The sequence below is a fragment of the Mycobacterium sp. IS-1742 genome (genome assembly GCF_001500125.1).
In the GTDB taxonomy this organism is placed as follows: Bacteria; Actinomycetota; Actinomycetes; order Mycobacteriales; family Mycobacteriaceae; genus Mycobacterium.
This window is the reverse complement of sequence record NZ_LQIV01000034.1, coordinates 160,127-179,792: the sequence shown is the minus strand read 5'-3', so window position 1 is coordinate 179,792 and position 19,666 is coordinate 160,127. Positions and strand designations below refer to the sequence as shown.

At 63.5% G+C, this 19,666-nt stretch carries 19 protein-coding genes and 3 tRNA genes; 3 read left to right on the top strand and 19 right to left on the bottom strand.

Annotated elements, in window-relative coordinates:
• Positions 1–2: 2 nt before the first annotated feature.
• From AU196_RS25260 to AU196_RS18305, 6 genes are all read right to left on the bottom strand, one after another.
• Positions 3–827 carry a WecB/TagA/CpsF family glycosyltransferase gene (locus AU196_RS25260; RefSeq protein ID WP_082695772.1) on the bottom strand — a complete coding sequence of 275 codons (825 nt, stop codon included), beginning with the start codon at positions 825–827 and terminating at the stop codon, positions 3–5.
• 401 nt (positions 828–1,228) lie between these two features.
• A complete protein-coding gene (locus AU196_RS25255; RefSeq protein WP_082695771.1) occupies positions 1,229–2,584 on the bottom strand; it encodes a polysaccharide pyruvyl transferase family protein in 1,356 nt (451 codons plus the stop codon).
• Positions 2,584–4,083 carry a tyrosine-protein kinase domain-containing protein gene (locus tag AU196_RS18320; RefSeq protein ID WP_059096487.1) on the bottom strand — a complete coding sequence of 500 codons (1,500 nt, stop codon included), beginning with the start codon at positions 4,081–4,083 and terminating at the stop codon, positions 2,584–2,586. Before AU196_RS18320 ends, AU196_RS25255 begins: the two co-directional genes overlap by 1 nt.
• 435 nt (positions 4,084–4,518) lie before the next feature.
• Positions 4,519–6,285 (bottom strand): DUF4012 domain-containing protein, encoded by a 1,767-nt coding sequence (locus tag AU196_RS18315; protein WP_059096486.1) that lies wholly within the window; start codon positions 6,283–6,285, stop codon positions 4,519–4,521.
• A 207-nt stretch (positions 6,286–6,492) separates the two neighbouring features.
• Positions 6,493–6,885, bottom strand: a complete 393-nt coding sequence (locus AU196_RS18310) for a hypothetical protein (RefSeq protein ID WP_059096485.1) — start codon at positions 6,883–6,885, stop codon at positions 6,493–6,495.
• A 535-nt stretch (positions 6,886–7,420) separates the two neighbouring features.
• Complete coding sequence (locus AU196_RS18305; protein ID WP_059096649.1) at positions 7,421–8,749, bottom strand: UDP-glucose dehydrogenase family protein; 1,329 nt, start codon at positions 8,747–8,749, stop codon at positions 7,421–7,423.
• Between the two features lie 377 nt (positions 8,750–9,126).
• Here AU196_RS18305 and AU196_RS25630 point away from each other — a divergent pair, with 377 nt between their 5' ends.
• Positions 9,127–9,414: a hypothetical protein gene (locus tag AU196_RS25630; RefSeq protein WP_059096484.1), complete on the top strand. Its 288-nt coding sequence runs from the start codon at positions 9,127–9,129 to the stop codon at positions 9,412–9,414.
• A 1,690-nt stretch (positions 9,415–11,104) separates the two neighbouring features.
• Here the strand turns inward: AU196_RS25630 and rplA are convergent.
• The 13 genes from rplA to AU196_RS18235 form a co-directional block, all read right to left on the bottom strand.
• Positions 11,105–11,812, bottom strand: a complete 708-nt coding sequence (rplA, locus tag AU196_RS18295; RefSeq protein ID WP_059096483.1) for a 50S ribosomal protein L1 — start codon at positions 11,810–11,812, stop codon at positions 11,105–11,107.
• 68 nt (positions 11,813–11,880) lie between these two features.
• Positions 11,881–12,309, bottom strand: coding sequence for a 50S ribosomal protein L11 (gene rplK / locus AU196_RS18290; protein ID WP_011558342.1), 429 nt, complete (start codon positions 12,307–12,309; stop codon positions 11,881–11,883).
• A 37-nt stretch (positions 12,310–12,346) separates the two neighbouring features.
• Positions 12,347–13,159 (bottom strand): transcription termination/antitermination protein NusG, encoded by an 813-nt coding sequence (gene nusG / locus AU196_RS18285; RefSeq protein WP_059096482.1) that lies wholly within the window; start codon positions 13,157–13,159, stop codon positions 12,347–12,349.
• A gap of 36 nt (positions 13,160–13,195) precedes the next feature.
• On the bottom strand, positions 13,196–13,639 hold the full coding sequence (gene secE / locus AU196_RS18280; RefSeq protein ID WP_059096481.1) for a preprotein translocase subunit SecE: 444 nt from the start codon (positions 13,637–13,639) through the stop codon (positions 13,196–13,198).
• Between the two features lie 79 nt (positions 13,640–13,718).
• Positions 13,719–13,794 (bottom strand) — tRNA-Trp (locus AU196_RS18275).
• Positions 13,795–13,929: 135 nt separating this feature from the next.
• Positions 13,930–14,469 carry a (3R)-hydroxyacyl-ACP dehydratase subunit HadC gene (gene hadC / locus AU196_RS18270; RefSeq protein WP_059096480.1) on the bottom strand — a complete coding sequence of 180 codons (540 nt, stop codon included), beginning with the start codon at positions 14,467–14,469 and terminating at the stop codon, positions 13,930–13,932.
• 12 nt (positions 14,470–14,481) lie between these two features.
• Complete coding sequence (gene hadB / locus AU196_RS18265; RefSeq protein ID WP_059096479.1) at positions 14,482–14,910, bottom strand: (3R)-hydroxyacyl-ACP dehydratase subunit HadB; 429 nt, start codon at positions 14,908–14,910, stop codon at positions 14,482–14,484.
• Complete coding sequence (gene hadA / locus AU196_RS18260) at positions 14,897–15,376, bottom strand: (3R)-hydroxyacyl-ACP dehydratase subunit HadA (RefSeq protein ID WP_059096478.1); 480 nt, start codon at positions 15,374–15,376, stop codon at positions 14,897–14,899. Before hadA ends, hadB begins: the two co-directional genes overlap by 14 nt.
• 53 nt (positions 15,377–15,429) lie before the next feature.
• On the bottom strand, positions 15,430–15,597 hold the full coding sequence (gene rpmG, locus AU196_RS18255) for a 50S ribosomal protein L33 (protein WP_011854752.1): 168 nt from the start codon (positions 15,595–15,597) through the stop codon (positions 15,430–15,432).
• Positions 15,598–15,642: 45 nt separating this feature from the next.
• Positions 15,643–15,716: transfer RNA gene (locus tag AU196_RS18250), tRNA-Met, on the bottom strand.
• Between the two features lie 31 nt (positions 15,717–15,747).
• A tRNA-Thr gene (locus AU196_RS18245) sits at positions 15,748–15,820 on the bottom strand.
• Between the two features lie 120 nt (positions 15,821–15,940).
• A complete protein-coding gene (locus AU196_RS18240) occupies positions 15,941–17,146 on the bottom strand; it encodes a globin domain-containing protein (RefSeq protein ID WP_059096477.1) in 1,206 nt (401 codons plus the stop codon).
• Positions 17,146–17,607 (bottom strand): RrF2 family transcriptional regulator, encoded by a 462-nt coding sequence (locus tag AU196_RS18235; RefSeq protein ID WP_059096476.1) that lies wholly within the window; start codon positions 17,605–17,607, stop codon positions 17,146–17,148. The genes AU196_RS18240 and AU196_RS18235 overlap by 1 nt, the downstream gene beginning before the upstream one ends.
• A 173-nt stretch (positions 17,608–17,780) precedes the next feature.
• Here AU196_RS18235 and AU196_RS18230 point away from each other — a divergent pair, with 173 nt between their 5' ends.
• Together AU196_RS18230 and AU196_RS18225 are read left to right on the top strand one after the other, a co-directional pair.
• On the top strand, positions 17,781–18,431 hold the full coding sequence (locus tag AU196_RS18230) for an MBL fold metallo-hydrolase (protein WP_231737648.1): 651 nt from the start codon (positions 17,781–17,783) through the stop codon (positions 18,429–18,431).
• 217 nt (positions 18,432–18,648) lie between these two features.
• Complete coding sequence (locus tag AU196_RS18225) at positions 18,649–19,662, top strand: phospholipase effector Tle1 domain-containing protein (RefSeq protein WP_059096474.1); 1,014 nt, start codon at positions 18,649–18,651, stop codon at positions 19,660–19,662.
• Positions 19,663–19,666 lie beyond the last annotated feature (4 nt).

The following is a 19,666-nucleotide window of genomic DNA, read 5'->3' as shown; positions in this document are numbered from 1 at the left end:
TATCAGCCACAGGTCTGCCTCAACTTTCGAAGGAGAGCTCGCCGGATCAGCAGGAAGCCTAGGAGGTGCGGCTCGATTATGTAACGGTAGAACAGCCGCCGCGGAGAACGCGCAAGACGAAACAACCACTCGCACCCCAACTTTCCCATCCATCGCGGGGCCAGCGGCTGACTGCCACTGAGATAGTCAATGCATCCACCAACGTTCGCTACGACACATCTGTCGAGCTTCGCTCTGTTCTTGTCAATCCAAAGTTCTTGTTGGGGCATCCCCATACCGACGACCACGAGATCTGCTGCTTTCAACGCGGTGTCGAGTGACTCCAGCGAGTTAACGTCGTCACGCCGCGCGAATCGGTAGCCGTCGAAGGCGATCCAAGTGTGGTTCGGGTGGAGCCGTGAAACCACCTCGGCTGCGCGAGCCGACGAGCTGGGCGTTCCTCCAATAGCGACGATATTCAGTTCCCGCTTAGAGCACTCGAGCAGACGAAAAAGCCAGTCGGTCGAACCAATCCGATGATCCGTTGTGAGTGTTCGTCCCTCCCGGGTGGCACGCGCGAGTGCAAGCACAGGCCACCCGTCGATCAACACGCGGTCCGCGTAGCGATACGCCGTCGCGAAGCTGACGTTAGTGAGGTGGACATAAAGTGAATGCAGGTTGTGATTGGCGATCCACGCTCCGCGTCGCTGCTGAATTAGTCTGTCGATGTACTCCGTGACCTCAGCTGCCGTCATCGGAGTTACGGTAACGCCGGTCAACGGTATTTGCACGCGCACTGTGGCGTCACCGTGATCCACTTCGGCGCGAGGTGTTGCAAATGCGGTCATCTTCTAACTTTCACTCAGCATGTGCTTCGTCTGATTCTTGGCAATCCTGACTTCATTCAGACGAATGCTCAACCGTGGGCTTCAAGGTTTAGGCGCGCGTTTGCGCGGGCTCTTGATAAATCAGCAGACACTTCACCCCCAAGCCCGCCTTGCTGCTTCCATACGCCCCTCTGTTCCGCCCTAGCGGAACGAGTCCACGACCCCCGCGACACTCAGTTGTAAGGGACTCGCCAATCCCGCAATCTTGAGCTGTCTCGGGGCGTTCTTATCGTATCCGACGATCGGTCAGTGGCGCAGCGCTTGCTCGATGCTGCACGAGTCAACGGATTGCCGTCAGATTCGTCTTCTTTATTTCCGCGCCCGCTACCACTTGCTTGTTCGTAGTTCAGGTGCATTTTGAGTCAGTTGAACGGAAGACGAGACAGTTTCCGTATTCGGCTGAGCGCATCGTCACCTGGGAAGTCGAAACCTGACTCATTAGATTCCGCGAATGCACGGTTGACAGTGGTGCTGAAATCGGTGTGCCCGTCAAGCACCCAATCAGGACGCCCTAACAGGTCGTACAGACCGTCGACCTTGCCCTGTGTGGCGAGTGTCAACACAGGCGTCCCCGCCATCGACGCCAGCACAGCCAGATGCATTCGCCCCGTTACGACTAGTTTCGCTTCGCTTGCAAGCCGCGTGACTTGGGCCGGCGTGAGCAGTCTGTCGACCAGAATGAGTTGACCATCGCAGGCATCACGGAGCCTGCGTAAGCAGTCGAAGTCGCTGCTTCCGCGCATCACGTGCGGCAGTAGTACAACGCCGACTCCCGCATCCTGACACATTTTCACGATCGACCGATATTCCGAATGAACGGTTTGATCATCGCCGATATAGCCACTTGCATTGAGTATCACATACTCCGGGTAAGCGCGCACTTGGGCTGCAATATCGTCGGGTATTTTATCTAATCCTAAATCACCATCGGCTGCCGGGTGCGCGAACACAATGTCGGCACATAATCGCGCGTTCAAGGCGCCCGCCTCCTCTACCCTACGTAGGGATGTTGGATCCCGAACCCAGAGATACGCGGACTTACCTGCTTCTAACAGGCCTGCTTTACTCGACTCACTGGGTGTGGCATTCCAACTGAATCCTATTACTGATACACGCGCGCCACACCGGCTAGCGAGAACAGCGAGTGACCACCTGTTTATCGAGGCAATGGTCTTGTAATTGCCGTCCATAATATCCGCACCGATGATTACTACTGATATCACGCGTTGTGCGGTAGCAAAAAACCTAATCACATCCCGCAGGTGCTTAAAGCCCACGCCGTACACCAAGTCAACGAGGGGGACCGTTGTAATCTTTTTGCCTACTAACCACTGCGGGATGGCATAGTTGCTCTCGCTGCGAACAGCCAATGTGACCGGCCCCTCTAAGTTCCAGGCCGCGGATTCAACCAGCGCTTGGTCTCCGATGTTTCCCCCACCGGGCGGGCATACGACCAACACACCTTGCCGCGCATTTGCATTAGACCGCTTGAGAAGAAGGGAACTTATCGAGAACAAACGCCACAGAAATAGATGCGCACCATGGATCAAATGGAATCCGGTCGACCGCTCAAGGAGCGCCCTCAGCAGAACACCAGCCGTCCTGAGGCCTAACGGAATGAGGCTCTTCAGCGGCCAAGGACTGCTCTCCCTCTGGGCCGGCTCAGCCCTCTTGGCCGGGCTGCCATCTACCGTCGGGGGTTCTGAACGACGCGGCATCAGTCAGGATTCTCGGATGCTCTATTGCCGACCGACTGCGCCGCGGTGTCACGAGCGCTAGAGCGAGAACTCGCGGCACCTGAAAATCTCTCCGGCGTCTTAGGCGTATCGGGCGAGCCGCCATGCCGCGGCGACCGTCTACTCCCTTCGTCGCCGTAGTAGCTATAGCTGTAACTGTAGGAAGACCCGCCTCGACTCGGAGTCATTGTGAACACCGCGCCGAGCACAGATGCACCCACGTCTCTGAGATTGCCCACAGCGTGCGTGAGCTGATCGCGTTTAGTCTGACCAAACTTCGTCATAACGAGCACACCATCGGCCTCTGCTGCGAGAATGGCCGCGTCTGTCACGGCAAGCAATGGCGTCGAATCTACGATCACATAGTCGAACTGAGCCGCGAGCTCGCCTAATAGTTTCTTAGCCGTTTGGGAACCCAAGAGCTCACTCGGGTTCGGAGGGATGGCCCCTGAGGTCAAAACGGTCAGCCCGGGGAATCCAGTCTTCTGTAGAGCTTCGTCAAGAGACGCTTGGCCGCTGAGGACCGTGCTAAATCCCACCGGTCCCACTAGCTTAAGATTCTTATGCACAGTCGGACGCCGCATATCACCATCGACGAGGACCACATTGTGTTCAGCCTCAGCGAGCGCGAGTGCGATGTTAATCGCCGTGATCGACTTTCCCTCGCTAGGCGTCGAACTAGTCACGACGATAGTTCGTGGCGGGTTGTCCACGGATAGAAACTGAAGGTTTGTCCTGATCTTACGGAAAGCTTCGGCGGTCGGAGAATTGTCCGCTTCAAAGGATATTGCCGCCTCCTTACGGCGTTCCTTGTCCAGCGGTATTGTGCCCACCAAGCCGGCGCCGGTGATCTCTTCCAGAACCTGGCGGTCCTTCACCGTATTGTCGAGCAATTCGCGCATCACAGCCAGGCAGATCCCTAAGAATATTCCAACAGCAAGCCCAATCCCGATGTTGCGTCCGGTTTTCGGCACGACGGGCTGACTCGGTACTGACGCCCGTTGCTCGACAACAACGCGAGCCTCGGGGGTCGCTCCACTCTCTGGCGTTTCGAGCTCACGCACCAATACGACGAACTCGTCGGATAGTGCATTCGCGACGTCACGCGCCCGAACTGCAGATTCATCGAGCACCGCAACATTGATCAATACCGTGTCAAGCTTTGAGCTCGCCGTCACGTTCTCACGCAGTTGTTCGGCACTCATAGCAAGGCCGAGCTTGTCGATGGTGCGTTGGGCGAGCGTCTCGCCCATGAGCAGCTGGGCGTACGAGATGACGCGCTCCTGAGAAAATCGGTTTCCTTGGTAAGTCTCCGTCAGCGTTGATCCGCCGTTGGTTGAGACGAAAAGCCTCGTTGTAGCTTGGTACAAAGGTGTTGTTGCGAGGGAGAAGGCAACTGCGCATAGGCCCGCTGCGATAACCGTCACGCAGATGGTCATCCATCGGGCGCGCATAGTCTTTACGAAGTCCTGCAGAGTCAAAACAGCCCTTTCACCGTTAGAAGAAACGGCTGCACCCGTATCCCACCGGTTTTCAAATCAGAAGGCACGTTTTGCTCCGACCCGGACGGATCTGGAGTAGAGGTGTTTCGCAGTCCAGGCCGGCACTCAGGTGCAATGCTTACTCCCAGCAATGGAATACTCATATCCGGCATGCAGGCACCGATTCTGCGGGTGAGACGTCGTCGATGAGGGGTTGAACACGCACGCGCGCTTCGCTGGCAGATGTCAGTTCGAAAAGTCGAAAGGTCGGCTCAACCAACTTACCCGGCGGTACAGCGACCTGCACTTTATGCCTTCGATGGTCGAGTTCCGTAGTCGAAGCTTGGTCGTCGAAATTCAGAACGCCGCAGCCTCGGCAAGAGCCGCTCGCCACCGCGCCGGTACAGGAGTGACTATCGACTCTCGAAATGCGGTCTAGCCCGAACACTGCGGCACCGAGACCTTGGGTTCGACAGTATCGATCAGTGGCTGCACCGGGACACGCGCTTGGCCGGGTGGCGTCGGTTCGGAAAGGCGGAATGTGAGTTCTCCGGATTGCCCGGGAGGTATACCGAGCTGCACTTCGAAGGTCGGATGACCCCGTTCCATCCCGCTGAAGACGGGAACTTGTTGTCCGTCGACCAATGCGCTGACCAGCGTCGCACCTGTGGTCGCCAGCAGACGAACGGAGGTCACCATCGCACCCTTCGGTACATCAAGGGGAATATCGGGGCGGATTCCAGGTGCCGCCGCAACATAATCCGGAAGCCCAGACGAAGGCGCTTCATTCGATAGCCGGATCGTGACGGTGGTGTTCCGATTGTCACCGTTGCAGCTGTCGGCGACGTACTCGATCTGCCTTCTCAAGTAATAGTCGAGCTTGTTTCCACCGAGATTGTTGATCACGACTCCTGCGTAAGGTGCGGCGTCGTCGGGGACGACGTGCGCCAATGGAGTCTCTTCGAGCAACTCCTGATCAGCGGGCGCCGAGCTCCACACCGCGATCCGCCGTTCGCCCACCGCCTTCCCCAGGGCGTCGAGCAACTTCTGCGGCGATTCAACCCGCCCCGTGATCTTTCGGACCACCTCGCTGGCGATGTCCTGGAGGTACATCTTGCGCGCCGTCTGATCCGTGGGGAAGCGGGCGTACGCGGTGGATTCGGTGAGTTCAACGACGTTGTCCTTGGTGATCACCTCACCATCAGGCATTCGCACCGAACCAACCGCGCCAAGGATGTAACTCAGCGCCACAGGGTCCAACGCGATCACCCCGTCGACGTTCGTCCCGGTCTGCTCGGCCCACATGGACCTCCAGATCTGCGCCGCGTACGGGAAGTGCGAGCTCAGGTTGCTGTTTCGGAAATCCGTTGTGGGATTGGTGAACCCGTACATCTCGGTGAACTCACGACCGAGATCCACTGACGCCTTCGCCGTATCCAGATCTCGGTTCGATGCCAACGTGTCCACGGTCGCAGTGCCGTTCTCGAACCGCAGCAGTCCGAAGCCTCCGAGCAAGCCCCCCGTGCCTCGCGCCTCGGCGTTCGTCTGGAACGCCATGAAATACGTGCGTGTGCCGTCCGCTCCCATCATGGAGGGCGCGAGACGGGCGGCCATTGCGGTGTTGTCGAGCAAGCCGGCGACGTTGGCGGTCTGTTCCTGCAATTGCGAACGCGCGTCACCCAGAAGCGAGACGAATCCCGGGTCTGAGATTGCTCGGGCGTTGTCGTTCAGTTTGGTGGCGGCCGCGGCCAATGTGGTCAGCTGCGGTTCGCGCTCGCGAAGCACCTCGACATCCACCCTGCTGCCCTGGAGCAGCTGGTCAGGCGACAGGACGGCGCCGACCTTTGCGGCCGGCTGAAGCACATCAGTCGCGAGTCCGAGAACCACGTCCGAGATTTCCTGACCCGTGGTGAACGGATCGCCTAACCACGGGATTGCCGAAACAACATTCCAGGGAATCGAATGGGTCGCGTCGCGCGCTTCCTGGGCGTGCGCATAGGCCTGATCTGCGCGCTCAGTGGCAACGTCGGTGTCGCCCTCCAACAGCGCGTCTTTCGCCTGCTGAGCGCTGTTGCGTGCCGCCTCGAGATTCGATTTCGCCTCGAAGGCACGGAATGCAAGCCAACTCACGAATACCACGCCGACCACTATGAGGATCAACCCCGCCAAGGCGATATGACGCCGCCGAAGATGTCGCAGCATCTTCGGCCGCCCCTCTCCCTTGTCAGTAAATGAAGAATCGCCTAGCGCATCGCCGTCACCGCTTAGTTCACGCATTGACAACCAAATAGCAAATACGTGGACTCAGTGATGAACCGCGTTCGTTCGAAGCTCTAGTTCGCATATCCGCCAGTACAGATGCGGTCCGCTCAGTGAGCGAACCGCACCTGACGTGTCGTGAGGGCAGGTTTAGCCGCGGCCCGTGGAGTAGGGGCCGATCTGGAAGAAGCGCTGAACGGCGGTGATGACCGCCTGGGCGAATTCCACGATCGGTGCAATGAATCCTCGAGCGACTTCGAACACCAACGCTCCGAACCGATCGATGATCCTACGACCGTTCTCCAGCCATGCGGGCTGCTCAGCGAGGTTCATGACCGGGCTCAGCGGCATGACCTTGTCCATGATCGGGCTGAGCGGCGCGTCGATCAGGATCTGCGTCACCGGCGCCATGGGCGCCGGCACGGCAGGTTCGGCGTTGGCAACTACCGCCGGGAAAGCAGCAGCGGCAGCGACCGCGCACGCTGCCGTTCCCACCTGCAGTCGAGTGAATCCCGCACGAAAAGGTGTCGTCATTGTCGACATTTCCCCCCCTTTATTAGAACGACCTTTGTGAGCAAAGCTTCCCAGACTGTAGTGGCGGTGTCAACCGGAACACAGAGTGTTCAAAGCGCCGTCTACTGGTGACCAAATTCGACAACAGCATCGTTTCCTACAACATTGAAACATCGACATTGCCGCTACACGGTGAGATCGATGATAAAGGCAGGTCAACCGTTGCGAAATGCGCGCATCCACGTCGAGTTCACATCTGCGAAACAACTAGAATTCGCGTGTGACCTCGATGTTCTCGACGCAACGTAAAATCTGGCAAACTACTGTCTTCCATCCATCTGTTTGCCACTTTGCAGTGGGTTGAGCAAACAATCCATGTCAACCGCTACCCACCTGCGACAACCCGCGCTTGCTCAAGGCGCTGTAAGGAGACCGTAAACATCGTGAACGGTTGGATGCTCGCATCCATACGAAGAACAAATGCCTTCCTCTTGCAGTCCACACCGAGCTTCCCGTGCCGCGCATCGTCGGCTGTCGCGAGTCCCTGCAGCCGGTAGGACCGGCCCTACGGCCTACCGATCCCCCGGTACGTCCATCCGGCGTCGCGCCACAGCTGCGGGCTGAGGCAATTGCGGCCGTCGATGATGCTGCGCCGGCGCACCACTTCACTGAGTTCATCGGGATCCATTGCGACGAACTGCTTCCACTCGGTCAGAATCAATACGAGGTCGGCGCCGGCACAAGCCTCGCGAATGCCCGATGCGTACTGCAACGTCGGAAACAACTGACGCGCATTCTGCATCGCCTCCGGGTCGTACACACTCACCGCCGCACCCTGTAGCTGCATCTGCCCGGCGATATTCAACGCCGGCGAGTCCCGGACATCATCGGAGTCCGGTTTGAACGCCGCGCCCAGCACCGCCACCCGCGCGCCGATGAAGGAACCGCCCGAAGCCTCCCGCGCCAACTCCACGACTTTATTGCGCCGCCGCATGTTGATGCTGTCCACCTCGCGCAGTAGCGCGAACGCCTGGCCGGCCCCCAATTCACCGGCCATCGCGATGAACGCACGAATGTCCTTCGGCAGACAACCGCCACCGAAGCCTATGCCGGCATTGAGGAACCGCCGCCCGATTCGGGCGTCGTGCCCGATCGCGTCTGCCAGCACCGACACGTCCGCACCGGTTGCCTCGCAGACCTCAGCAATGGCGTTGATGAACGAGATCTTCGTTGCCAGAAAGGCATTCGCCGAGGTCTTGACCAATTCGGCCGTCGCCAAATCGGTGACCAGGAACGGGATGTCTTCTTCGAGCAGTGACGCGTACACCTCGCGGGCGACAGCCTCCGCATTACCAGGACGGTCGCGCGACACACCGAGCACAATCCGGTCTGGATGCAACGTGTCCTGAACCGCAAATCCCTCTCTGAGGAATTCCGGATTCCAGGCGAGCTCCACCTGCTCGCCGGCAGGCGCCAAGTCGCGCAAACGGACACCCAAGCGCGCCGCCGTACCGGCGGGCACTGTCGACTTCCCGAAGATCACCGCCGGACGGGTGAGTAGCGGGGCCAACGACTCGACCACCGCGTCGACGTAGCGTAGGTCAGCGGCGAGCTCGCCATGCTTCTGCGGCGTACCGACCGCGATGAAGTGGACGTCCGCGAACTCGGCGGCTTCCTCGTACGACGTGGTGAACCGCAACCGCCCCGCGTCGATGTTCGAGCGCAAAACCTCCGGCAACCCCGGCTCGAAGAATGGGAGCTCGCCCGCGGCCAACTTCGCCAGCTTGCCCTCGTCTATGTCGACTCCGAGAACCTCGTGCCCTAATTCGGCCATACAGGCTGCGTGGGTCGCACCTAAATAGCCTGTACCGAACACCGCGATGCGGCGACTCATCATCCCCCCTCAAGAATCTCCCGTGCATCATCCTAGGGGCCACTGCCCGAGCTTTCGCATCAAGGACAATGGGCTCATTGCAGTCCGATCAACGCGAATGTCGTTTCTTCCCAGAGGATTGCACTGCTGTTCACGCTCAACCACCTGGTTTTTCATCGAGACGACACTCGAATCCGAAGCGGACCGGCACAAGGTCGTTCAGTCGCTTACGGGTCCGTGCGCCCATTCCCCCGCTGTCCCGGCGTCCCTGGCTCGCCTCGGTTGCCATCGACCCCGTCGTCGCCGTTTGCGCCGCGAGAACCGGATGCTGCACCCAGCCCGCCCGTGCCGCCGACGCCACCAGCACCACCGGTCCCTCGAGTGCCCTCGGCGCCGCCTTGACCGCCCTCACCACCTTCACCGCCGAGACCATCGGTGAGCGCGTCGGAACCGTCACCACCGTTGCCGCCGTTGCCACCCCGGTCTCCATCACCACCGTTGCCGCCGGCGCCGCCCCTGCCACCGGCACCGCCGCGCCCGCCGATCAGTCCTCCCCGTCCGCCGGCGCCACCGGCTCCGCCGGCCTGTCCGTCACCGCCCGCCGCGCCGGGTCCGCCGTCGCCGCCTCGCCCGCCGCTACCTCCGTTACCTTGGAAGCCCTGTTCGGGAGACGGAAACTCCTGTGACGCAACGGCAAAGCCGCCGGCACCACCGTTGCCTCCGTCGGCACCGGTACCTCCGTTGCCGCCGTTACCGCCGTTGCCTCCCCAGGCCTCCTCGCCTCCGACGACTCCCACACTGAAGGCGTCACCGCCTTTACCGCCGTCGCCGCCTCGCCCTCCGGGAGCGCCGTCGCCTCCCTGACCACCATTGCCGCCCACCGCGCGACCGCCCGGCGGAGTCACCACTGGCTGTCCATTCATGTCTTGGATACCGCTGTAAACAGTCTGACCTCCGCCGCCGGAACCATCCCCCTGACCGGTGATGGTGCCGTCGGACCCCCGGCCGCCCGCCGAGCCGATCTGGTCTCCAGGGCCTGACTTCTGTGGCGACGACGAACCGGGATCGGCTGGGATGTTGTTCGGCCCAGGATTGACGCCGTCGGCACCGTCGGATCCTCGGGCTCCGTCGCCCCCGTTGCCACCCGTACCGAAGAAGAGACCACCGTTTCCACCAGCACCACCGGCCTGGCCGGCGGCTGTGCCGTCACCGCCTCGTCCGCCGTTGCCGAACCAGGAGGCGTTACCGCCCTTGCCGCCGTTGGCACCGTCTCCCCCGTTCCCCCACAGCAAGCCGCCATTTCCGCCGTTGCACGCAGCGCCGGTGCAGTCGGACGGCGCATCCACACCGTCACCGATCAAGCCGAGAAAAGGACCGGTGTACGTGACCGTCGCCCCAAGGCGCGCAGCGCCGCCCGCTTCGCCGCCGCAATCACTCAAGACCTGTGAACAGAGTGGCCCGGCTGGCTTTGGTCCGCGATCTACGGACGCCGACGCGTCCGCGAACGCCGGCGACGCCAGTGTGATCGCGACCGGGCCGCCGGCGAGCAACCCTCCCGCGACAAGGGCACCGCTCACCACACGGCTGTTGCGCCGCGTGCACCGTTTGTTGTGCCGACCCATGATCTCTCCCCCTGTGCGTTGAGCACCACCGATGTGGCCGACTGGCCGAGGCCTGACGCCCTGTCGGTGGCAGCGATGAACCGGGGACGAGATGAGTGGGAACGAAAGCCTGAAGCAATCGTGCAAAAAGCAGAATTCACTGCGTCTCCCCCCGAAGCGCAGGCGTCAGCAAATGGACGCCCGGAAGGAAGCGTTGCACGTACGTGCGTGCGGTTGTCCTATATCGGAAGCAACGCCGGTCCTGTTTTTGTATTCGCAAGTTAATCGAGCTTCGGCGAACCCGGCCGAGCGTCCGCAACACTCGGGAGTTCGATCGTTTCCGCCCCGGCAAAGTGGCCAACGCCCAACTTCCACCCAAGATTGACGATACTCAGCCGCAATTGTTTGCTGCATATACACTGGCGACATGGGGGAACCTCAGGCCTACCTTGTCACTTCCTGGCTTAACAACCGCGCTCAATGCCAATGCGGCTATCAAGGCAAACGACGGTGGTTTCGCGGTAATGCCGTACTCGATGTCATTGAGCATTGCCAGAACACCAAGCACAAGCCGGTGGGACTACCTGCGGTCCGCCAGATGCAGGGCTTCGCATCCCTCTGATGCTGACCTCGACTCGAGAACGACAAATTGACGACATCGTGACCGCGCGCTGCGCTGTCATCGGGCTGCCCGCTATCAGGCAGATGCAGTCACTCTGAGCCCCACAAACGCCGAACGCCCCCGCCATCGGCGGGGGCGTTCGGAGTTAGAGACTTACGCCTCGGCGAAGTTCCGCGTCACCTGCGGGTCGACCGGGATGCCCGGGCCCGTCGTCGTCGACACGACGATCTTCTTCAGGTAACGGCCCTTCGACGCCGACGGCTTGGCCCGCAGGATCTCGTCCAGCGCGGCGCCGTAGTTCTCGGCCAGCTTCTTCTCGTCGAACGAGGCCTTGCCGATCACGATGTGCAGGTTGGCCTGCTTGTCCACGCGGAAGTTGATCTTGCCGCCCTTGATGTCCTGCACGGCCTTGGCCACATCCGCGGTCACCGTGCCGGTCTTCGGGTTCGGCATCAGACCACGCGGGCCCAGGATGCGCGCGATCCGGCCGACCTTGGCCATCTGATCCGGCGTCGCGATCGCCGCGTCGAAGTCGAGCATGCCGCCCTGGATCTGCTCGATCAGGTCGTCACTGCCGACGATGTCCGCACCCGCGGCCGCAGCCTGCTCGGCCTTGTCACCCACGGCGAACACTGCGACGCGCGCGGTCTTACCGGTGCCGTGCGGCAGGTTCACGGTGCCGCGCACCATCTGATCGGCCTTACGCGGGTCGACGCCCAAGCGGATCGCGACCTCGACGGTGGCGTCCTGCTTCTTCGACGACGTCTCCTTGGCCAGCTTCGCGGCCTCCAGCGGCGAGTAGAGCTTGGTCTTGTCGACCTTCTCGGCGGCTTCGCGGTATGCCTTGCTGTTCTTGCTCATTGATCTCTCCTGTTTCGAAGTTGTGGTGTCCGAGCCGATGCCAGCTCTCCCACGCTTACGACGTCGAACTATTCGACGGTGATGCCCATCGACCGGGCGGTGCCGGCGATGATCTTGGCGGCCTGATCGATGTCGTTGGCGTTCAGGTCCGACTTCTTGGTCTCGGCGATCTCGCGCACCTGATCCCACGTCACCTTGGCGACCTTGGTCTTGTGCGGCTCACCGGAACCCTTCTGCACACCGGCGGCCTTCAGCAGCAGCTTGGCTGCCGGCGGCGTCTTGAGTGCGAAGGTGAAGCTGCGGTCCTCGTAGACGGTGATCTCCACGGGGATGACGTTGCCGCGCTGCGACTCGGTCGCGGCGTTGTACGCCTTGCAGAACTCCATGATGTTGACGCCGTGCTGACCGAGCGCCGGACCCACGGGCGGGGCGGGGTTGGCCTGCCCGGCCTGGATCTGCAGCTTGATCAGCCCGGTGACCTTCTTCTTCGGGGCCATGCTGTGTGTGTTCCTCTTCTTTTTCTGGGGCTTCTAGTTAGATCTTGGAGACCTGGTTGAAGGTCAGTTCCACCGGTGTCTCGCGACCGAAGATCGACACCAGCACCTTGAGCTTCTGCTGTTCGGCGTTGACCTCGCTGATCGAGGCGGGCAGCGTCGCGAACGGGCCGTCCATGACGGTGACCGACTCGCCGACCTCGAAGTCGACCAGGATCTCCGGACGCTCCAGCGTCGCCTCCGACGAGGCGGCACCGGCCGCCGTCGAGGCGGCCTTGCCGGGCTTCTTCGCCGCGGCGGGCGGCAGCAAAAACTTCACCACGTCGTCGAGGCTCAGCGGCGACGGACGCGACGTCGCGCCGACGAACCCGGTGACGCCCGGGGTGTTGCGCACCGCGCCCCAGGACTCGTCGTTGAGTTCCATCCGAACCAGGATGTAACCCGGCAGCACCTTGCGGTTGACCTGCTTGCGCTGGCCGTTCTTGATCTCGGTGACCTCTTCGGTCGGCACCTCGACCTGGAAGATGTAATCGCCCACGTCCAGGTTCTGCACGCGGGTCTCGAGGTTGGCCTTCACCTTGTTCTCGTAACCGGCGTAGGAGTGGATCACGTACCAGTCGCCGGGCCGCAGGCGCAGTTCCTTCTTCAGGGCGACGGCGGGATCCTCGTCCTCGACCGGAGCCGCTTCGGCAGCGGGCTCGGAGTCGGCCGGGGTGGCGGCCTCTTCGCTCACCTCGCCGCCGGCGACGTCGGCGTCCTCGGTCGCGGGGTCGGTGGTCGCCGTGTCGGTCTCATCGGTGTCGACCAGATCGACGCTCTCGGCCGAAGGCGTATCGCCCTCGAAGCTCGTCACGGTTGTAGTCCTCTCTTGTTACCGGTCGATCCTCGGCTATTCGCCGAACACCAGGCCGACCAGTCGGGCCATGCCATAGTCGAACCCGGCGATCAGCGCCACCATGAAGGCGAGGAACACGAGAACCACGCTGGTGTAGCTGACCATCTGCTTGCGGTTCGGCCAGATGACCTTGCGCAGCTCGGCGACGACCTGCTTGATGTAGTTGACGACGAACAGGAACGGGTTCGGGTACCGACCCGGCTCCTTCTTCGCGGCCTTCTTCTTGGTGCCGGAGCCGTTCTCGGTGCCCGCGCTCTCGGTGAGCTCGGTGGCCTCCGATTCGGCGTCGGTCTCGACGGCCGCACGCCGCGTCCGCTTGCCGGTCGGGCGCAGCGGCCGGGTCACCACAGCTGTCTGACCGCGGGTGTCGTCGACGCCGTCGGTCCCTGCGTCGTCACCGGTGCCTGCGGAGCCGGCACTATCGCGCTCGTCGCTCACCGCATGCCTTTCGTCTCAGGTTCTCGTGGACTCTTCGTTGTCATCACTGTCCAGTGTCCACGCTTGTCCAGTATTCAGTTGGCAGGGGCGACAGGACTTGAACCTGCAACCTGCGGTTTTGGAGACCGCTGCTCTGCCAGTTGAGCTACGCCCCTTCGGCGACGACGCTGGCACTGCCGTCACCACGTACGGGGCTCACACAATTCGCGCGCTTCCAGACGTTCTGTCGGAAGCGCGCTGTAATGGGAAAACCCCGGTTCCCGAGTTTAGCGCGCAGGCTGTCGGACTTCCTAATCCGCGTCCTGAACCGCAACCTCGTCGTCGTGTTTGACCGGTTTGCGAACCACCTGCCCCGTCTCCGGATCCCACCCCGCGGAGATCGAGTTGTCGCCTTCATGGCCCATCAGCGTGGTGAACGCCTCCATGACGACCGCACCCGTCGGGTCGGTCAGCACGTTGCGGGTGGTGACGATGTCGGCGCCGAACCGCTCGGCGACGCTCTCGATGTGCATCGTGGCGACGAGCGCGTCACCTTCTTTGATCGGGCGGTGGAACAGGAACTTCTGGTCGACCTGGACGATCTGCATGGTCTCGAAGCCCACGTCGACGTGCTGGAAGAAGTGCCGCTGCGTCATCACCGCGAGAATCGACATGAACGTCGGGGGCGCGACGAGGCCGTCGTGGCCCATCGCGGCCGCGGCCTCCACGTCGTGGCTGGCGGGATCCTTGGCCTTGACGGCGGCGGCGTACTGACGGATCTGCTCGCGGCCCACCACGAACGCCTCCGGGTACTGCCAGACCATGCCCTCGATGTTGGTTTTCAGCGCCATGTGACCGAACCCCTACGCCAGCGTCGCGACCGCGACGGCGCGGCCGAAGATCTTCTTGCCGCCGGCGGTGGCCGACAGCGCGATGGTCACCGACTTGGTCTCCGGGTCCGTCGACTTCACGCGTCCGCTGAAGACGATCTCGGCGCCCACCCCGTCGTTGGGCACCGGCACCACCGCGGTGAAGCGCACGTTGTACTCCTTGACCGCGGCCGGGTCGCCCACCCACGAGGTGATGTACCCGCCGCCGAGCCCCATCGTGAGCATGCCGTGCGCGATCGCTGTGTCGAGCCCGACCTGCTTGGCGATGTCGTCGTCCCAGTGGATGGGGTTGAGGTCGCCGGAGACGCCGGCGTAGTTCACCAGGTCCTGACGGGTCAGGGGGATGACCTTCTCCGGGAGCTGATCCCCGACCTTGACCGAATCGAACTCACGCAGTGCCATTGCTGAAGCCACTCTCTCCGTCTTCTTCGCTACGCCCCGCGAGGGTGGTGTAGCACTCCTGTACGACGTCGCCGTTCTCGTTCGAGATGATGTTCCTGGTCGTGATGATGTCGGTGCCGTGCGCCTTGCGGATCGCGTCGATGTAGACGTCGCAGTGCAGCGTGTCGCCCGCCTTGATCGGCCGGATGAACTTCAGCGTCTGATCGACCTGGACGATCTGCGCGTCGCTGATCGCGATGCCGTTGGCCTGGAACATCGCCAACTGGGCCTGATAGCCGAAGACCGAGATGAACGTCAGCGGCGCCAGCAGCGCGTCGAACCCGAGGTCGGCGGCCGCCTTCTCGTCGAAGAACGCCGCGTCGTCGTTCTTGACGGCGACGGCGTACTCGCGGATCTTCTCGCGGCCCACGACATAGTGGTCGGGATGGCGGTAGTGCGTCCCGACGTAGTTGTCCAAAAACGACACGAGTGTTGAACCTAACTAGCCGAACCCCGGCGTCAAGCCGACGGGCCGACCGATCAGCGCGACTCCTTGTGCGCACGGTGCACACCGCAGTTCGGGCAGAACTTCTTGAGCTCCAGCCGGTCGGGGTCGTTGCGGCGGTTCTTCTTCGTGATGTAGTTGCGGTGCTTGCACACCTCGCAGGCCAAGGTGATCTTCGGCCGGACGTCGGTACTGGAGGCCACGTCAGCTGCCCTCTTTCACAATCTCGTGTCGTTGCTCGTGCTCTGTAGCGGTGGGGGGGCTCGATCCCCCGACCTCACGATTATGAGTCGTGCGCTCTAACCAGCTGAGCTACACCGCCATTCCAGGCGCCTACCACTCGGCGGTCGCCGAGCCCCCTAACGGAATCGAACCGTTGACCTTTTCCTTACCATGGAAACGCTCTGCCGACTGAGCTAAGGGGGCCTGACCCTCGGACGCGGACAAGGCCGTGCCGTGGGCCTTAAAGAGAGTACAGTCTGGCCCGCTCAGGCGCCAAACCGCTGGTCAGTGCGACCATCCGCGGGCCAGTCCGTACTCGCTCGATCAGGCCAGCAGCCAGTCGTTCGGGGAGAACAACTCGCAGTGCAGCCGGTCGCTGGGCACACCGCGCTCCTGCAGCTGGGCGCGCACCGCCTGCACGAAACCGTTGCCGCCGCACAGGTACACCTCCGCGTCCTCGGGCAGCTCCACCGCACTCACGTCGAGCAGGCCCACGCGGGCGTCGGCGCCGTCGGCCTCCTCGTACCACAGTTCGAGCGTGGCGTCGGGCAACGCGGCGACCAGTTCCTGCTGGCGGTCCTTGAGCGGATGGGTGGCCGCCGACCGGTCGGCGTGCCACACCAGCACGCTCGTCGCGGGCGCGACGGCGGCGAGGTGCTCGAGGATGCCGATCATCGGGGTGATGCCGATGCCCGCGGACACCAGCACCAGCGGCCGGTGGTGCTGCTCGGGGTCGGGCAGGTCGCCGAACGGCACGGTGACGTCGAGGACGTCGCCGGCCCGCACGTTGGCGCGGATCCAGTTCGACACCTCGCCCAGCGGACGCACCGCGAAGGTCAGGTCGCCGTCGGCGTCCGGGGTGTTGATGAGGCTGTACTGCCGCAGTTGGCGCGCGCCGTCGGGCAGCGTCACGCCCACCGACACGTACTGGCCGGGCCGGAAGCCGGAGAACGGCTGTGTGGTCGAGCGCACGGTCAGCAGGACGGCGCCGGACGGATCGTCCTCACGGGCGACCACCCGGGCGCGGCGGTAGACGTCACCGTCCTCGACGCCGGCCTCGGCGTAGAGCCCGCGCTCCAACTCGATCAGCGTGCGGGCCATCATCCAGTACACGGCGTCCCAGGCCTCTGCCACCGGCGCGGTGACGGTGTCGGCGCCGAGCACCTCGACGATCGCGGCGAACAGGTGCTCGTGCACGACCTCGTACTGGCCGGCGGTGATGCCGAGCGATGCGTGCTTGTGCCCGATCCGCGACAACAGTTCGGCCGGATGCGGCAGGTTCGGGTCCACGAGGTGGGTCGCGTAGGTGGCGATGGACGCGGCCAGGGCCCGCTGCTGAGCGCCCTGGGCCTGGTTGCCCCGGTTGAACAGGTTGCGCAGCAGTTCCGGGCGGGCGGCGAACATCCGGCTGTAGAAGACCGTCGTGATCTCGTCGATGTGCGCGCCGACGAGCGGCAGCGTGGCGGTGATGATCTCCGCGTGCTGCGGGTCGAGTTCTTCGCCGACGGCAACGTGTGCGGTGACGGTCATCAGAGGGTCCTTTCATCGGTGGGGTTCTTCACCGGTGCTCCGAGGAACACCAGGGGAAGTGCGGGGGCCGCCAGATCGGTGATCGTGTAGCGGTCGAGTTCGCGGTAGAACGCTTCTTTGGCATCGCTCATCGCCTTGCGCAGCCGGCAGGCCGCGAGCAGCGGGCAGGGGTCCTCGCCGCCGCACTCGATGACCTCGCGGTCGCCTTCGAGGCGGCGCACCAGCCACCCGACCGACGCGGTACGGCCGGCGTCGGTGAGGGTCAGCCCGCCGACGCGACCGCGGCGCGCGTGCACCATGCCGAGGTCGGCCAGGCGCGCGACGGCCTTGGCGATGTGGTGTTCGGACGCGTTGGCGCCCGCGGCGATCGTGCGGGTGGTCACGCGCTGCCCGTCGACCTCGCCGGCGGCCAGCAGCATCATGGTCCGCAGGCCCAGGTCGGTGAATCGGGTGAGTTGCACACCGAGAACGCTATGTAAATGCGTAGATCGGATGCCACTTTTGCGGGTGTGCCCTTAAACACCCCGCGACGTGCGGTTTTTTCACCAGCCGCTTTAGGCTGTGGGACGTGTCGAATTCCGAACGCCTCTACTTCCGCCAACTGCTCGCCGGGCGCGACTTCGCCGTCGGCGACATGATCGCCACGCAGATGCGCAACTTCGCCTACCTCATCGGCGACCGGGAGACCGGTGACTGCGTGGTCATCGATCCGGCCTACGCCGCCGGTGATCTGGTCGACGCGCTCGAGGCCGACGGCATGCACCTCTCGGGTGTGCTGGCGACCCACCACCACCCCGACCACGTGGGCGGGTCGATGATGGGCTTCGAGCTCAAGGGGCTGGCCGAACTGCTCGAGCGGGTCAGCGTGCCGGTGCACGTCAACAGCCACGAGGCGGATTGGGTCTCGCGGGTCACCGGGATCGCCCGCAGCGATCTGACCGCCCACGACCACGGTGACGTGGTCAGTGTCGGCGGTATCGACATCGAACTGCTGCACACTCCCGGCCACACCCCGGGCAGCCAGTGCTTCCTGCTCGACGGCCGGTTGGTCGCCGGGGACACGCTGTTCCTCGAGGGCTGCGGCCGCACCGACTTCCCGGGCGGCGACGTCGACGACATGTTCCGCAGCCTGCAGGCCCTGGCCCAGTTGCCCGGCGACCCGACGGTGTTCCCCGGTCACTGGTACTCCGCGGAACCCAGCGACGCGCTGTCGAACGTGAAGCGGTCGAACTACGTCTACCGGGCCCGCGATCTCGACCAGTGGCGCATGTTGATGGGCGGTTGAGTTTTCGCAAACGTCTCGCTGTGCGCACCCTGTTGCGCGCGCGCCGGAGCGTTTCGTGAGCTGTCGGGGCCACGTGCCACGGATTTCGTCGCTCAAACCCCTGCTTCGTCAAGAAAACGTGGCGAACTCGCGAAAAGTCCACTCAAAGTAGTGACATGACGCGCGCGAGCGCGCAAACTGAGACGTGGACAGAGTCGTTCACCAGCCGGGGGTCGCTGTGAAGAACATCGTGATGTGCTTCGACCGTTCACAGGACCAACCTGGCCGACGCGCCGCAACCAACGCCGGCGCACTCTTCGGACTCGTCGAGAGTTCGCCGCGACAGCGCACCTGGTATGACCCCGGCGCCGGTGCGCAACCCCGCGGGATGAACGCGCTCAAATGGCGACAGACCGCCGCCGACGCCGCCCGGACGAGCATCGTCGAGGCGTACCGCTTCCTCGTCGACACCTGGGTTCCCGGCGACGAGATCGTCCTGCTCGGCGTCGGCCGCGGCGCCTCGTGCGCCCGCGAACTGGCCCGGCTGCTCGGCACCATCGGCGTCTGGCACGACGGACGCGACCATCTGCTCGACTACCTGCTGGCCACCTACGTGCTGCCGCGCGCCGGCCGCAACGCCGCGGACTGGCAACGGATCAGCCGCCTGGCCGCCGAGCTGAGCGGCCGGCGCCACGCGGCCGTGCCCGTCCGCTATCTCGGCCTGTTCGACGCGGTGACCGTGCCCGGCACCGCGCGCCCGGCGGACGACGACCTCGCCCACGTCGCCGCCGGACGGCACGCCGTGGCGATCGACGGCGGTCACTTCGGTGAGCGCATCGGGGCGGACACCGTCGAGGAGGTCTGGTTCCGCGGCGCGCACTGCGACGTGGCCGGCACGCGGGGCGCCTGCTGGCCGCTGGCCGACATCCCGCTGGACTGGGTGCTCGACGGCGCGGTGCGTGCGGGAGTGCGGTTGCGCGGCGGGTGCCGACTGCCGACGCCGACGGAGTTCGACGCGCTCGCGGGCAGCAGCCATCCGTTGTCGATGCGCAAACTGCCCGAGGACGCCCGCGTGCACGCCGGCGTCGAGCTGTACCTACGCGCCCACCCGCAGTACTGGCGACGGCTCCCGGCCCGGTTCGAATGGGCGGACGCCGAATGGCTGGCCCGCGGCGAGCGGCTCGTGCACACGCACGCGCCATTGCCGGTCGCACCTGCCGCACCGCGTGAGCTGGCCGCCGCCGCGCACTAGCGCC